The sequence below is a fragment of the Hydrogenophaga sp. BPS33 genome, assembly GCF_009859475.1.
Lineage (GTDB): Bacteria > Pseudomonadota > Gammaproteobacteria > Burkholderiales > Burkholderiaceae_C > Hydrogenophaga.
In genome coordinates, this window is record NZ_CP044550.1 from 153,695 (window position 1) to 168,934 (window position 15,240).

Consider the following 15,240-nt stretch of genomic DNA (forward strand, 5'->3'; position numbering starts at 1 on the left):
GCTCGATCCAAGACAGAATCTCGGCTCGCTGCCAATAGTTCGATATCTCGCCTATTTCTTGGCGCTGCGGCCTATCGCGCATCCTCACCCAAGATCGAGACGTCTCGCACATGGACCCTGCTCCGCCCTTTCACACCTCAGCGCCTCATTCCTCGCTTCTCCACACAACCAGCGCCACCTGGGATGAACAGCCTTTCTTTGATGCCGCGCCCTACGCCGCGCTGCTGCTAAATGCGCAAGGGGAGGTCGTCAAGCACAACCGGGCTTTCCAGGAAACTTGCGCACCTGCAGACGAAGCGTTTGCCATCGGTACCGATCCAGTGAAGGTGCTGGGTGTTCGTGATGAGGCCAGTGCCCTGGCATTGCGCATGCGCATCGGACGAGCGCTCGCTGGCGAGGTCTCGCTGACGCTGCCTCTGGTCCTGTTGCGCAATCCGCGCGTGCCGGTGCACGTCAACGCCACGGTCAGCGCGTTGCAAACGCCGCCGGGCTCGCTGACCGGCGCCTTCATCAGCCTCATTCCAGTTGCCGAACCGGTCGCAGAGACCGTACCCGGCGCCCAAGGCGTGCAGGTCGACGAGGCCTTGTTCAAGGCGGAACGGCGCTATCGCCTGATGGCCGATGCACTACAGGACTCCTGCATCTTCATTGTCGATGCGCAGGGCAAGATCAGCGAATGGAGCGAGAGTGCGCACCGCTTGCACGGCTTCACCCGCGATCAGATCCAGGGTATGTCGTTGAGCGCGCTGCACGTGGTTCTGCACGGTGAGGAAGAAGAACTCTCCAGTCACGATGCGTTGCGCCTGGCTGCAGAGCGAGGGCAGTGGGAAGTGCATGGCTGGCGGCGACGCGCGCACGGCGAGCCCTTCTGGGGGCACACCCTCCTGACGGCCCTGCGGGGCGAGGACGGCACGATCGAGGGCCTGTCTTGCATCACACGCGATATGACGGTCGCCCGTGACCTGGACCGGGTCATGAATGACCTCAATGCGGAGCTCGAGCGGCGCGTGTCCGAGCGAGTGCGCCAGTACCTAGTGCCCAACCGCGATCTGGATGTATTCACCCATCACATCACGCACGATCTGCGCGCGCCGCTGCGGCACATCAACACCTTTGCGGGCCTGATCATTGAGGGGACAGAAGACCTGTCGCCTCACGCGGAACTGGCGCGCTACCGAGAAGGACTGCGCACTGGTGCAAGGCGTCTTGACAACATGGTCGAGTCGCTGCTGAACTATGCCCGCCTAGGGCGCATCGACTTGCATCCCGCCGCGCTTGCGGTGTCTGCCCTCGTGCAAAGCGCCATTGAGCGCGTCCGCTGCGCTTATCCGGGCGTGGCTGTGAGCTTCGTCGTGCAAGGTGATCTGCCTGTGGTCGTCGGCGATGCCAAGATGCTGGGCCATCTGATGTTCAACGTGATCGAAAACGCCGTGAAGTTCAGCGCCCGTGCGCGCTCACCCGAGGTGCAGATCGGCTGGAGCCCTGAGGGCGATGGTCTTGCGCAGTTCTTCGTCGTCGACAATGGCGTCGGCTTCGACGTGAGCAAGGCGAGCAATCTGTTCGTGATGTTCTCCCGCCAGCATCATTCAATCGACTTTGCCGGCGACGGGACGGGATTGGCCATTGCGCAACGCATCGTTCAGCGGCACAACGGCCGGATCTGGGCTGACAGCTCGCCCAACACGGGCTGCACGGTGTACTTCACGCTTCCGGTGAATGGGGGCACTTCCTCCTCAACACCGGGCTCGCTCGCTGATCTGCCGCTTGGGCCGGCTGGCTGAACGAGAGCGGCGTTGACTCGCGCACGGCCGACTCGTGCCGCTGCGCGGTGTTCGAGATGGCCTCGGCGTGCGCGCGCTGTCGCAGCTGAGCTTTCCGGTAGTCAAGCCAAACTCAGCCGTCCTGCCTGCGCAGCGACCTTGATCTGCGCAGAAGGAGGACTGCCCTTGCAGGGCGGAAAGTCAACTTGTCGCGATGGCCAAGGCCTTGCGCTTGCCGAGCTTGAGCGCCTGTGCGACGCCCTCGCGCTGAGCGGCGCGAGGCATGACCTTACCGCTCTCCCACTTGTAGATCGAGAGGGAGGAGACGCCGACCAGTTTTGCCATTTGCGCTTGTGTCAGGCCCAGGCGTTTGCGGTGGGCAACGAACGCCTGGTGGTCAAAAGCCGCTGCTGCTGCCGCCGACAGTGGTGCGCGCGGCGCAGCAGCTTCGGATTTGCTGTGGTGGACTGTGCTCTCCCGATCAGCACGATTCGCCATTCGCACGAACTGGCGCAACAGCGCTTCTTGTGCCTTGACGATCTTCTTCAGGGCGGCAATGTCACTGCGGTGCGATGCGCTGGCCTTGCGCAGCGCTGAAATCTCGCTCTTGATTTCTTTGCGCGCAACGCGCGCGATCTCGCGCTTCATGGATTCTGCAAACGACGCCATCAGAGAACTCTTTCGCTTTACGTGAACATATGGGCATTCTAGGGGTGGGTCGAGTCCACGGCCTGTGCATGCCGTTGATCCACGCCTCAGGAAAAGAAGCAACCCCGAGCCGTGAGGCACTCGGAACGAAACGAAAAGGGGGATCGCTCTCGCAGTCCCCCTTCTTCGCCTTGCCGGCCCTATAACCCCAGGCCTACTGAGTCCGCGCCACCTCTGCGGCGCTTGCCGGCCTCGACCTTGTCTTGTCCTGGCCAGCCAGAAGCAGTTTCGCAATCTGCGTTTGCAGCACTTCAAGCAGCATCTCGAACGAATGCTCATCCCGAGCTTCAGCACGCGAGTCGCGTTGCAGGTTGACCTTCTCCTTCATTTCGCTCACCCCCGCACGCTCAATTCCAGGTAGCTGTCCCGGGCATCCTCGCATTTCGACACGTCCTGCACCTCCACAGCCAGTCCATCTCCCGGGCGAAGCAACGCGGCAATAGCCCGCTGCAGCAACTCCAGATCCCGTGCCTCGGCGCTCACCCCCTCCCGCTCAACCAGCAACCGCACGCTGTCGCCGCTCAGCAGCCTCACCCCCTGCGCCGCTTTGCCGCCCAGGTACACAGTTCGGACCGCAAACGCATCCAGCATCGCTTTCAGACCTGCGCATCTCTCGATTCGCTCCAACCAGGCCTTGGCGCGGACGATCTCTTCTCTGGACTGCGTGTAGACACTTCCGTTGTATGCCCCGGTGATCGTCGGGCGCACGTGACCCATCTCCAGGCTCAACCGCTGTGCTCCTTCTCGCACCAGATCGGCATTGGCCCGGTAGACAGCCATCGGTACCGTCCCCTCCACGGGCGGCGGCAGACCGGTCAACTCCAGGTGGCGCCGGCCCGCATACATGTGGCGCAGCCCATGCGGCAGTACCCCCAGACCATCCCGAGTCACCCCGTACTTCTCACACACGTAGTAGAAGTGCCTGAGCATCTTTGGGTAGTCCTTGCCAGGAACTGCCAGCTTCAGCTGGCGATGGTGGCGTGCAAGCACCTTCGCTCGTTCCAACACGTCACGCTGCCAGATCCGAAGCGCGACATCCTCCGACAGCGGCACCGTTCGTGACTTTCCCCCCTTGGCGCCACCACGCCCCCCCTCCCGGATGTGCAGCGTGTCCCCAAGGTCTCCCCCGATCGGCTCCAGGTGGGTCGCTTCCCGCGTCCGCAACCCGAACGCCAGCATGGCCTCAAGGCAGAGCGCGACCACCGGGTGCTCCGCCCTCATCTTCCCGATTACTCCCATCGGGTCCACGTTCTTTGCAGTCCATGTCTTCGGCTCCAACGCCACCTTGCTTTTGCGTCGCTCCAAAAGATCCACACCAGCGCGCTCCAGCCAATCGAAGTAGTCCGCGTTGCGGGGAATCATGCTCGGTTTGCCCATCATGGTCGTGAACGTGCGCAGGGTGCTCACCTTGTTCTGGATGTTCTGGTACGACTGGCCCTCGGCCATCCACCGCTTGATCAAGGCCAGCACGTGCTTGCGTCCGAGTTCGTCGAGATTGCGAACAGCCATCCGCTCCGCCTTCAACTCGCGCGCCGCACGCAAGAGCCCCTCTTTGACGCCCGATTGCGAACCTTCCGACATCCTGCGCTTGCGGCCTGTGCTTACCGGTAGATCCTCATTTGTCATCACATACACCACCTGCTTGACGATGTCGTTCTTGTGGCGCTGCTGCGCCTGCTGCACCGTCTTGGCCAGCGCCCCTGTGTTGCGCCGAATTACTCGCTCCTTCAGCTTCCCGCTCCGCAGTTCCTCACTGATTTTCCGGTTCACCTCCCGTGGGTCCGGTAACTCGAAGTCGTCGTCTGACATGGCTTGATCTCGATCCATTCTTTCCTTTCCTTTCCCGGCCTATGCCGTATCCCCTGCGGGGCTTGTTGCAGATGCGCCGATCAGACGCTCGCGCGCCAGATGCGCGCTCTTCTCTTGCTATTACCAAAGCGGCCAGCCACTGGCCCCACCTCGCAAACGCAAAAGAACAACGCGCACCCCATCGGGTCGTACCTCCACAGAACAGATTCCAGGTCTTGCACCCCCTGGCGGACATTCATCACTCGTCTTGGTTTCTCGCTGAGGACGTTAGTAATCCATCCTGCCGTCACGGGAAGCGACTCCGTTGGGCAACCCTCTTGCAAGGGGCACCCTGAGCCAGTGAGGCGGCTCAGAGGGGGTAACTGACTTCAAAAGTCAGGGCCGTTTCCGGTGGCCAGCCTCGACCCGCTATTCGCGGGCCCGGTTTCTTCACTTGTCAGCCGGACGTGGCGACTGACCCGTTCCGCACGGATGTTTTCCCGTCTCCCCCTTTGTAGGCCCCATGGGCTCCCGGCTTTGCCAGGCGGATTGACTTGCCACCCTTGGTGGATGCGTGCGTCGGAACGTGAAGCGATTGCTTGTTTCCCCGAAGGGGCGCCGGCTCAGTGCTTCTGTAGAGAACAGCACTTGATGGCGGGTCCTGTCTAGGACCTGATGGATTACTCGCGGGCTGAACCCCATGCGGGGCCGCCACTTCCTGTCCGCATCTAGGGACAAGCCAGCTGATTCAGCTGACCCGGTTCTGGACCCACTTGGTCCTTGCGCTGCAACTCTCAACTTGGAGGGCGATGCAGTTGCTCCAGCATGGGAGCGGTTTTCTGAAAGCGCTTGGGCTTTCGATACATCACTTGGATGCAGTGGTGCGTAATCTATCCAAGCATTTGAATGGGCGCTAGCGACTTGGACCACCTGTGACTATCTCTGAGCGCGACATCGGTTATCCACAGTTCGGAATTTTCGATCCTACTGCCGACAATGCCTCCGCTATCGACTGGCAGGCCGCGTCAACGCTTGGTCTTGGCCTCACTCCGTCTCCGCTATCTCCGTCCAAAACCACAGTGAAGATCGGTGTGGACAAATCAGTTTGCGGTTTGCGGCCGCGCCTTGTTTTGGCCATGCTCCTGGGTTCGTGTGACGATGTGCCCACTTGGGTTCGGCCAGCTTTCCGCGCTCTTCACAACCGGTTGCCGCCGAAGCCCAGGTCCGCCGAGGTAGTGGATCGCACATTGCTTGCGTCCGGTCCACTCTCGGCCTGCGTTGCCCCACTTTCGCTAAGCCCCACCACAGCTTCCCTGGCCCACCATGTCGCGGCCCACCTTGGGCCTCTGGCGGCCCACATTGGGCCATTTCGCTTCCATCGATCAACACCGCACGCCTTGGTGGCCCACCTTGGGCCTCTGGTGGCCCAATTGGGGCCGCTCGTGCATGCACACCCATCGACCGCTGGCACTTTTGGGCCATTTAAGGCCCGCTCTGGGCCGTGGGGTGGCAGTGGTGGACCGCGTCGCACGACAAATGCGCTCCTGCTACGGAAAATCACCTCCAGCACTTGTTGTGTGCCTGTCAACTTAGGAGAGTCCAAATGCATCGTGATATGAAAACCACTGTCCTCGCGTCCTGCGCGGTGGACGTCGGATATGCCAACGTCAAGTACAGCTCGGGGCGCGCGCACGTCGGTGGTCAGGTCGAGATCCGTACCGGCGTCTTCCCCGCCCTTGCACCTGTGCTGTCGAACGACGGCTTCCAGATTCGGGGCGATTCACCGGCCGCCGATGGGACGGTGGTCACGTTGGGAGGAACGCGCTACTTCTCTGGCAAGGGCGTGCACTTCCATGCCAGCGGCTCCGAGCCGCGGACGGTCCCCAGCAACTACTGTGAGACTGACGAATACATGGCGCTGCTTTGTGGTGCTCTGCACTACATCGCCAAGGACGCTGGCGCAAATCACTCGATGGTGATCGAAACACTGGTGCTCGGCCTGCCACTGTCAACCTGGCGCCAGCACCACAAAGCTCTTGCTGCTCGCGCAACAGGCGAGCACGTCCTGGGAACCTTCGGCGGCGGCGATCTCAAGTGCCTGGTGCATGTCAAACACGTCACCGTCATTGTTCAGCCGCTTGGCGCTCTGTATCACCATGGCATCGGTGCGAGCGAAAAGCCTATGGCGGGTTGGACCATGGTGGTGGATGCAGGTGGGGGAACGCTCGACTGGTTCGTCTCGCAGCGCATGCAACCCAACTGGCCGCGCTCGGGCGCACACAACAAATCGATGCTGGCTTGCTGCTACGCAGTGGCCGATCAGATCAACCCGGATTGGAAGGATCAGATCGAAATCGTGAATCGAATTGACTTTGCCTTGCGGAACTCTTCGGACCATTTCGAGGTTCAAGGAGTGAGGTACCCGCTCGACAAATACCGCGCGGCCGTGGAAGCGGTGCTTCGCGAGTCCGTCAACAAAATGATGGCTTCGGTGAACAAGACCGACAACCTGGACTACATCCTTGTCACCGGGGGGGCGGCTGGCATCTTCTATACCTTTCTGTGTGACAACTACCCGAATTTGAAGCCCGTCATGCACGTGGACCCGGACAACCTCTATGCCAACGTGAAAGGGTTTCAGATTGCAGCCGAGTTGGTGCACGAGGAAGTCCGCTGACTTCGAGACAGGAGATCACCTTGGCAAAAGCATCTTCGGAAAAAGTTGGCAATGATGAGGTCAGGCATGGCGAACTGCGTACGCGTATTCGCCTGCCTGCTGCGATGGGCCGGGTCTACGATCATCTCATTGCGATGCCGTCCTTGCAGCGCGGTAAACGCATCCAGCAGCTGATCGTTTTGGGCTACTTGTACGAGGCGCAGTTCTTTCCAGCGACAGACGCCGGGCCGGCAACGATGGGGATGCCCCCACCCGAGCCCCTCATGCAGGCGAGCAAGCGACGCAATCACGGTTCATCGCGCTCACTGCCTGCATCTGAAAGTCATGCGAAGAAGGCTGTGGCCGATTCGCTTGTCGCATCTCGGGCAACCGCGCGTGAGCGCATTGGTTCACCGTTCGCGCTACTGCCCATCGACTAGCGCACCACGCTTGAACACCAGGGATCGGCTCGCCGGTCCTTTTTTTTGGCAAATTGACATCCGGGAATTTCGTGAGAGCCTGATTTCAACCAAACCCAAACCAAGGAGCTGAGATGCCCTACGTGACCGAACTTGACATGACCACTGCTGACTTCCGACAGCACTACACCCCTGATCCACACTGGCTGCTTGAAACTGCCTTCGGCCGGGATCTACTCAAGATGCGGCTGCGCCAGGTCGAACCTGGTCTGCAGGTGCCCGAGTGGAAGTACGCCGCGCATCTGGACCCCAAGCTGGAGCGCATGGTGGACGACCTCGGCCTGCGCGAGACGGCCCAGCCCAGCACGGTGTTGGAAACGCTCAAGTTCATGAAGCTTGCTTCGGGGTCTCCTCGTTTTCAGTGCAATAAGTGACGGTACGAAAAGCTAGCACTGGCGCGAAGGTGGTGTTGGTAGATCGTTGATTTCATTGACTTTCCTGTTCACTTTCAAATCTGCGATTCGTGGCGTCAAACCGTGGTCGGTTTCATCCATTGGTGCCAGTTATCGATGCATTTGGCCGCGAAGGCAGGATTTGGTCAGCATAGCGGTCAACCGGGAAGCGAAACACACCCCGCAAGTTGATGCTCTCCAGCCTGGTGGGCGCAATCTTCCCGATCAGTTCCGGTGGAATGACCTGGCGGCGGTTCGACCAGCGATCCAGGACCGCCTGCATCTGTGAGGTATTCCACGCCATCACGATGTTGGCCATCAGGCTCAACGCATCGGCCACAGCCTGCATTTCATCGACACGTTTGGCCTGCGCCGGGCTGATCCGGCCGGTATAAATGGCGCGCTTGAGGGCGTTAACAGCCTCGCCCCGATTGAGCACCCGGCGCAACTCGTTCCTGAAAGCGTCCTTGACAAAGTAGTCAGCCAAAAACGCCGTACGCAGCAACCGCCCCAATTGCACGCCAGCCTCATAGATTGGATCGCCCTGGGCGGCAGAACCGAACCGCGCAAGAGCTGCCACCGCACTGGCATGTCCGCTCATGACCGAGGCTGCCAGGTGCACCAGACTATCCCAATGCTTTTCGATCAAAGCGACGTCGACATTGGCTTCGCACACCGCAGCGATTTCTGCGGGCACTTTGGTGCCGCGTGGCACAAAGAGGTGGCGCTGTTTGAGTTCCTTCAACCGCGGGCAAAGATCAAAACCAAGCAAACGGGCATGTGACATGGCAAAGTCGGTGTAGCCATGGGTATCCACAGCAAGCTGGCTGGTCTCCAGCTTTTCTTGGCGGATGACACCTTCAATGGCCACGCCCGCCTGGCGCTCATTGAGCACAAAGGGCTGCGCATGGAAGATGCCCCACCGGTCTTTTACATGGGAGTAGATTCCAATGGAAGGTGTGTTGCGCCGAGGATCAAGCCGGGCTTGCCACACCCGTTTGGTGGTCTCCATGCTCATCATGTCAGAAGATGCCAAATCGGACCGCCCCCAGGTGGCGGCAATCGGGTGTCGCTGCATGAATTCCAGCACAGCCTGGCAGGCCTGGCTCAGACGCCGTTCGTCCCGCGCCCAGCGCATGGCCTGGCGAATGCTGGTGGCAGACAATTGCGGAATCATGCGCGCGCATTCGACCGCAGTCAGACTGGTGCCGTGGGCCATGATGCCGGCATAGACCATCAGCAGCTCGTCGGTAGAGCGCGGCTCACGTCCGAGCATGATCCAGCTAAAGCGCACCTGGGCGTCAACGGCCAGAATCACTTCCGGCAATTGAACCTCACCGATGCGGTGATCCAAAGCCGCGCGCAGCTTGGTCACTTCTGGGTCTTCGTCCTCTGCGGGCAATGGCGACAAATGGAGTTCATCATCCACGCGCAGTACGCCACTGCGGGCTGCAGCGGCCACCGCATCGACACCGGCAGTTACTCTGGCCAGCAAAGGCTTCAAGAAAGTGGCAGCCTTGCTGGGTAACGATAGACGGGCATAGTGTTTCTTGGACTCTGCCTGCCAACGCTCGTCCGTGAAGAACAAGCGCGCACGACCCCGAAAGCTCAGGCTGTGCTCAATCCAGACCGAGCCATTGCGCACCGCGCGGCGCAGGGCAAACAGGGTGGCCACCTCCAACGCCTGAAACGCCCGTTCCCGGTCTGGGCTGGAGATCGAAACCTGCCAGATCATTCCCAGACTTGGTGCCACCACTTCAACTGGCAGCTTTCTGGATCCTTTGAGATATAAAGCTTGCAGCTTGGCAAGGTACTCGATGGCAGGATGCTCGCCGGTGGCCTGCCAGGGCAGCTTTGCAATGGCGACGAGCAACGACCGCACGGGGCGAATTCCATCAATCAATCCCTCGCGGACCAGGGAGGCCCTGCTCGGTGGTTTGCGTTTCTGGGTTTCGGTGATCAAGGCTTCAAGACGGGCACGCAACTCAGCATCTGGCACCGCACCTTGCGCGCTCAAGGCAACAAGTTCGCCGAGCAGCGTTTTGTACATTGCGGCCCAATTGACGGTAGCGGGGACATCGGCGGCAGCCTGACGCCACAGATCGGCGATCCGGCGCTGCACCATAAGGATCAACTGGTCTGTGGTGGTGAACAGGCAATACCGAAGAAAGCATGCGACCTCCACGGTGCGCGCTGGCTCTTTGATCTTGGCTCCGGCTGAGGGCGGCCTGGAGACAAGTCGGCGCGCGTAGCGGCGCAAGATGAGATCGGGGATGTCTGCCAGGTGCTTATGAACGTCCAGCGTGTAAAGCAGGTCGATGCGCTCCAGTACCTCGCTGATTTGGCGGGTTGAGTGTTTCGCCGGTGCAGCCCATAGCCAACTCTGCTGGGTTTGTCCATCTGGGCGCAGCTCTGAAACTGAGGCTCGCCAGCGATCAAGTGTTGCTGGATCAACGCTGGCGGCGATGGCGGTGCCTGTTTCAACTTCAAGCTGGGCAAGTGCCGCCGCAATCAGTGTCCGAATTGCCCGCTCGTGCACGATCACCAGCTTGTTCTTGTACAGCCATTGACGCGCCCGCACGAGTAGCTGATCGCGGTCGGCGCAGCGCGCCACTTCGTCGCGCAGTTCACGTACCAGTGAGCGGCGCTGGTGCTCGCTCATCCACTGGAATCCAAGGACCGTGCAGGCTACTTGTTGGTGATCGAATAGCGTGCGCCCGCGTTCATACATGGCTCTCAGCGAGGCGACTTCTGGTGCTGCAATGCCAAGCTCGTTGCCAAGGTGGCGCCACAAGGCTACTGGAATTACCCGAAAGGCACCGAGCAAACGCCCACTCATGCGCAGGAAACCAATATGGAGCGCCAGACCAAGCTTGTGGGAATCACCTCGGCGTGCATTGATTGCGTCGCGCTCGGCACCATCGAAGGTGAAAAATGCCTTCATCTCGAAGTCGCTGATATCGCGGGGGAGCCCACGCATCCCCAAAAACGTTGTGTGCCAACCCTGCATCGTGAACCTCAAAAGTGGGAGGCCACCATACCCGTTTACAAAGCGAACAGGAAAGTCAATGAAATCAACGGTCTACCCAGACCACCCCCGCGCCAGTGCTAGCTTTGCGTACCGTCACTTATTGCACTGAAAACGAGGAGACCCCCAGAAACTCCTTGTGGGTTTGGCGGCGGCAACGAGTTCGACATCCAGCGACGGTGTGAGCAGCTCGTGCGATCGCGGGCCGTATGCCGCTTCCGCCCACTCGTAGGAAGTGCCGACCTCGTTCGCGAACGACTGCACGGTGGGAACGCGATTCGCTTGGCTCCATCGCGCCGCGTTAACGATCTGGGCGACATAACGGTCCACCAGGTCCGGCCGCTCCTTCACAAGCTGCGCGCTCACTGTCAGCGTGGCGGGCTGCTGGTTGCTGCCGCGAACGTGGGGGTCGGGGTGGTCGCCCCATCGACCTCTTCCCGCGCAAGGCATGGTGCCGCCTCGCCACGCGCCATGCGAAGAACCTGCTGTCCGAGGACATGCTGCCGCATGACCGGGCCGGCCACCCGCGGCTGCGCGAAGCCGTCGCCAATCGCGTGAGGCTCGTGCGCGGCGGTGTGCAGGTCGTCCCGTTTCCGTGCATGGCAGGGAGCACCGCCGCCCTGCCTTCGGCGAAGCTCGCCATCTGTTGCCCGGCCGACTTTGCGTTCACGGGCGAGCCATGGAGCGCGGACGCGCTCGCGGAGCTGGTCGGGTGGTCGCGCAAGCACGCGGGCTGGCTGGTCGAAGACGACCGTGACCTCGACCTGTACGAAACGGGCCCGCATGAAGCGGTCCTTGCCCGGGGCGCAAGCGCCGAACGAACGATCTATCTCGGCTCGTTCGAGCGCAGCGTGTTCCCCGAGGTGGGCTGCGGCTTCATCGTCGCTCCCCACGAACTGGTCCAGTCTTTCTCCGCCGCTGCGCAGCAGCAGGCGTACAACTCGCCGCTGCAGATGCAGCGCACGCTGTTTGATTTCATCACGCAAGGCTATATCGGGCGTCACGCCAACCGGCTTCGCAAAGCCCATGGGGAGCGGCGCAAGGCGGCGCTGGCGGCCTTGCGCAGGGGCGCTTTCACGGGAGATCTCTCGTTCCAGGCCGCGGGTTCCTACCTGGTGGCGAGCTTTCGAAACGTGAGCGAACCGGGGCTGCTGGAACGCGCTCTCGAAGAAAATCGCGTCGGGGCGCGCGTGCTTGCGCGTCCAGGCAGGCGTGAGCAGCTGCTGCTGGTGGGCTATGCAGGCGCGCCGCGTGAAGAGCTCTTCGCCGCGATCGGCGTGCTCGACGCGCTGCTTACGCGATCTTGCCGCCGAGTGACTTGACGACCGCCGCCCACTTTTTCATGTCGGCCTGGATGAACGCGTCGAACTGCGCCGGCGTGGATGCGGCCGGCACCATGCCCTGGGTCGCCATCCAGGAAGACACGGCGGGGTCTTCCATCGCTTTCTTGATGGCCTGGTGGATCTGGGCCAACACCGCGGGCGGCGTTGCCCGTGGCGCGATGACCCCGAAGTAGCTTTCCACGTTGAATCCCTTCACCGTGTCCCCGATCGGGGCGGCGTCGGGGAAACCGGGGAGCCGCCGCGGTCCGGCCGGCGCCACCAGCTTCACGCGGCCCGCTTGCACCATCGGCAGTTGGGAAATGAACGAGTCGAAGAGCAGCGTGAGCCGGCCGCCGATCAGGTCCTGCTGCGCGGGGGCGCTGCCCTTGTAGGGCACGTGAACCAGGTCCACGCCGGCCAGCTGGTTCAGCATCAGGCCGGCGAGGTGCGACGTCGAACCGAGTCTCGCCGAGCCGTAGCTCAGCGTCTTCGGGTTCTTCTTCGCATAGGCGACGAGTTCCGCAACGTTGTTCACGGGCAGGCTGGGTGTGGCAAAGAGCGCGATCGGCAGCGTGCTGATCAGCGTCACGCCGGCAAGATCCTTCACCGTGTCATACGGCAGTTGCGCCATGATGCTCGGGTTCACCGCGAGCGATGGGATCACGAGCGCGATCGTATGCCCGTCGGGCGCCGCCTTCGCGACGAGGTCGGTCCCGATCACCGTGCCGCCGGGTTTGTTCTCGACAACCACCGCCTGGCCCCACGCGGCCTGCATCCGCTGGGCAAGCATGCGCGTGAGCGCGTCGGCGGAACCGCCGGGCGGGAACGGCACGATGAAGCGCACGGGCTGTGTCGGGAACGTGTTGGCAAAGGCCGGCATCGCACCTGCGAGCAAGGTGAGGGCGAGCGCGAGGATGGGTCTTCTGGCAAGCATGGCGTTGTCTCCTGGGCATTGCGGCGCGGAAAACGCGCCTGATGCTCCGCATGCTACGCAGCGGCGACCAGAGCACCTACGGCCAACCGCCATCAAAACTTGCAGGCCAAGGGACGGTCCGATGCCTGGCTGTGCCGTGTGGGTTCGGGCGCGCAACGCCCGGTCCACGAGTCGCGCAAGCATCTAAAGATCGAGCACCAACTCCTCGGTCAACGAGCCCGAGCAGCAGATCAACATGCTCTTGCCGTGTGTTCGCTCCTCCTCGGAGAGGACGCAATCGCGATGGTCTGGACGGCCCGCGAGAACCGCGGTCTCACATGCCCCGCAGACCCCCTGCTGACAGGAAGACTGCACCGGGATGCCCCGCTGCCGGAGCGATTCCAGAATCGTGCATCCCTTCTGGATTCGGATCTCCTGATTGCTGCGGGCAAGTCGGACGAGGTAGCCTCCGTCGCGCGACTGCATTTCCTTTGCCTTGAAGCGCTCCAGATGAAGGCGCTCCTTCGGGAGGTGCACGCAGGCGCTCTCGACGCACTCCAGCATTGACTCCGGTCCGCAGCAGTAGATGTGCGCCCCTTTCGGCGCCTTCGCGACGATGGAGTGGATGTCCAGGCGCGGGGTCCCGGCGTCCTCGCTGAAGCTCACATGGACGCGCCCGCCCAACCGGGGAGACGACAGGCAGTCAAGGAACGCCGTCGTCTTGCGGCTGCGGCCTCGCATGTACATGGTCCAGGGCTTGCGCAACGCCTCGAGCCTTTGAGCCATGCTCCACAGCGGCGTGATTCCAATTCCTCCGGCAATGAAGACGCTATGGGCAGCATCCTCCTCGAGAGCAAAGTTGTTGCGCGGCCCGGCGATGTCGAGCAGCGTCCCGGCCTGGACATGGGCATGCATCGAAGCCGAACCGCCTCGACCCTGGGCCTCACGCTTGACGCCGACAACGTACCTGTGGCGATCCGACGGATCGTTGGCGAGCGAATAGCTGCGCACGATGCCGCCGGGAATGGTCACGTCAATATGCGCCCCCGCCTCGAACGGCGGCAGCTGTTGGCCATCGGCGCTGCGGATGTCGTAGATCAGCACGTCATCGGCGCCGTACGTTATCGAATGCACGCGGGCTTTCATGATTCCCCCATACGGCGTGACGCTACAGTTGGATCAAGTTCGTTCGCGGTGGCCCGGTGACGGGCTCTTGACGAGAACTACTTGTCAAGAGATATCCCGGCTTTCTGGATCACCCCGCCCCATCTCTTGTATTCCGACTTCAGATAAACATCGAACTCCTCCGGCGAGAGGCCGCGGGCTTCGACACCCAGCTCCTTGAGCTTATCCTGCACTTCGCGAAGCCCCAGCACCTGGCGAATCTCGTCGGCCAGCTTGTGCCTGATCTCGATCGGTGTCCCTGCCGGGGCCACGACCGCGTACCAGGGTCCCGAGACGATCGCCGGATAGCCAGCCTCGGCGAAAGTGGGAACGTTCGGCAGCACGGCGCTGCGCCTGGTGGAAGCGATAGCGATCGGGCGCAATTGCCCCGAAACGATTCGCGGCACAAGATTGATGGTGTCACCTATCATCAGGCTGACACGCCCCGCGAGAACATCGGTGAGCGCCGGCGGAAAACCCTGATACGCGACATGCGTCAGCGCGGTGCCGGCCTGCTGGTTGATCAATTCGCCCGTGACATGGCCTGTCGTCCCGATGCCCTGAGTCGCGAATGTCATCTTTTCGGGATTGGCTTTGGCGAAGTTGCGCAGTTCCTCGAAGCTGGAAACCGGCAGCTGCCTGCTCGCGACGAGCACGTTCGGCGCCTCGACCACGACCGTCACGGGCGCAAATGTTGTCGCGTCGTACGGCAGGCGCTTCATCAGGAAGGGGTTGAGCACCAACGGCCCTTGCGCGGTGAAAAGTAGCGTGTACCCATCCGCCGGAGCCCTGGCCACAAGATCAGTACCGACCGTTCCACCGGCGCCCGTGCGGTTCTCCACCACGATCGGTTGATTCAGACGGGTTTCGAGGTGTCTGCCCACCAGGCGTGCCAGCACATCGATGGAACCGCCCGCCGTGAATGGAACGACGAACCGGACTGGCTTGGACGGCCACACCTCCTTGGTCTGGGCGTGCGCGTTGCACAGGATGGCCGAGGCGAACAACGCCACGGCAAGCCTCAAGGAAA

Annotated in this window: 13 protein-coding genes; 5 read left to right on the top strand and 8 right to left on the bottom strand. The window is 61.8% G+C overall.

Features of this window, described 5'->3' with window-relative positions; translation table 11 throughout:
• Positions 1-110: 110 nt before the first annotated feature.
• Positions 111-1,781 (top strand): sensor histidine kinase, encoded by a 1,671-nt coding sequence (locus F9K07_RS30145; RefSeq protein WP_159597299.1) that lies wholly within the window; start codon positions 111-113, stop codon positions 1,779-1,781.
• Positions 1,782-1,961: 180 nt separating this feature from the next.
• Here F9K07_RS30145 and F9K07_RS30150 read toward each other — a convergent pair whose 3' ends face one another.
• The 3 genes from F9K07_RS30150 to F9K07_RS30160 form a co-directional block, all read right to left on the bottom strand.
• Positions 1,962-2,408, bottom strand: coding sequence for a helix-turn-helix domain-containing protein (locus F9K07_RS30150; protein WP_159597300.1), 447 nt, complete (start codon positions 2,406-2,408; stop codon positions 1,962-1,964).
• A gap of 214 nt (positions 2,409-2,622) precedes the next feature.
• Positions 2,623-2,805: a hypothetical protein gene (locus F9K07_RS30155; protein WP_159597301.1), complete on the bottom strand. Its 183-nt coding sequence runs from the start codon at positions 2,803-2,805 to the stop codon at positions 2,623-2,625.
• Positions 2,802-4,277 carry a phage integrase N-terminal domain-containing protein gene (locus F9K07_RS30160; RefSeq protein ID WP_159597302.1) on the bottom strand — a complete coding sequence of 492 codons (1,476 nt, stop codon included), beginning with the start codon at positions 4,275-4,277 and terminating at the stop codon, positions 2,802-2,804. The genes F9K07_RS30155 and F9K07_RS30160 overlap by 4 nt, the downstream gene beginning before the upstream one ends.
• A 1,582-nt stretch (positions 4,278-5,859) precedes the next feature.
• Between F9K07_RS30160 and F9K07_RS30165 the strand changes: the two genes are divergently transcribed.
• The 3 genes from F9K07_RS30165 (at position 5,860) to F9K07_RS30175 (ending at position 7,765) form a co-directional block, all read left to right on the top strand.
• Entirely contained in the window at positions 5,860-6,933 is a 1,074-nt protein-coding gene (locus tag F9K07_RS30165; RefSeq protein WP_159597303.1) for a hypothetical protein, read from the top strand.
• A 20-nt stretch (positions 6,934-6,953) separates the two neighbouring features.
• A complete protein-coding gene (locus F9K07_RS30170; protein ID WP_159597304.1) occupies positions 6,954-7,352 on the top strand; it encodes a hypothetical protein in 399 nt (132 codons plus the stop codon).
• Positions 7,353-7,465: 113 nt separating this feature from the next.
• Positions 7,466-7,765 (top strand): hypothetical protein, encoded by a 300-nt coding sequence (locus tag F9K07_RS30175; protein WP_159597305.1) that lies wholly within the window; start codon positions 7,466-7,468, stop codon positions 7,763-7,765.
• 112 nt (positions 7,766-7,877) lie between these two features.
• Here the strand turns inward: F9K07_RS30175 and F9K07_RS30180 are convergent, their stop codons facing one another.
• Positions 7,878-10,793 carry a Tn3-like element IS1071 family transposase gene (locus F9K07_RS30180; RefSeq protein WP_003049965.1) on the bottom strand — a complete coding sequence of 972 codons (2,916 nt, stop codon included), beginning with the start codon at positions 10,791-10,793 and terminating at the stop codon, positions 7,878-7,880.
• Between the two features lie 114 nt (positions 10,794-10,907).
• The gene (locus F9K07_RS30185) at positions 10,908-11,261 is read right to left on the bottom strand and encodes a hypothetical protein (protein WP_159597306.1); all 354 of its coding nucleotides are present in this window, start codon (positions 11,259-11,261) and stop codon (positions 10,908-10,910) included.
• 47 nt (positions 11,262-11,308) lie between these two features.
• Between F9K07_RS30185 and F9K07_RS30190 the strand changes: the two genes are divergently transcribed.
• Positions 11,309-12,133, top strand: a complete 825-nt coding sequence (locus F9K07_RS30190; protein ID WP_159597307.1) for a hypothetical protein — start codon at positions 11,309-11,311, stop codon at positions 12,131-12,133.
• Here the strand turns inward: F9K07_RS30190 and F9K07_RS30195 are convergent.
• The 3 genes from F9K07_RS30195 to F9K07_RS30205 form a co-directional block, all read right to left on the bottom strand.
• Positions 12,105-13,067: a tripartite tricarboxylate transporter substrate binding protein gene (locus F9K07_RS30195; protein ID WP_236582100.1), complete on the bottom strand. Its 963-nt coding sequence runs from the start codon at positions 13,065-13,067 to the stop codon at positions 12,105-12,107. The two genes, F9K07_RS30190 and F9K07_RS30195, sit on opposite strands and share 29 nt — an antisense overlap.
• A 183-nt stretch (positions 13,068-13,250) precedes the next feature.
• Complete coding sequence (locus F9K07_RS30200; protein ID WP_159597308.1) at positions 13,251-14,192, bottom strand: PDR/VanB family oxidoreductase; 942 nt, start codon at positions 14,190-14,192, stop codon at positions 13,251-13,253.
• 77 nt (positions 14,193-14,269) lie between these two features.
• Positions 14,270-15,223, bottom strand: a complete 954-nt coding sequence (locus tag F9K07_RS30205; RefSeq protein WP_159597309.1) for a Bug family tripartite tricarboxylate transporter substrate binding protein — start codon at positions 15,221-15,223, stop codon at positions 14,270-14,272.
• Between the last annotated feature and the right edge of the window lie 17 nt (positions 15,224-15,240).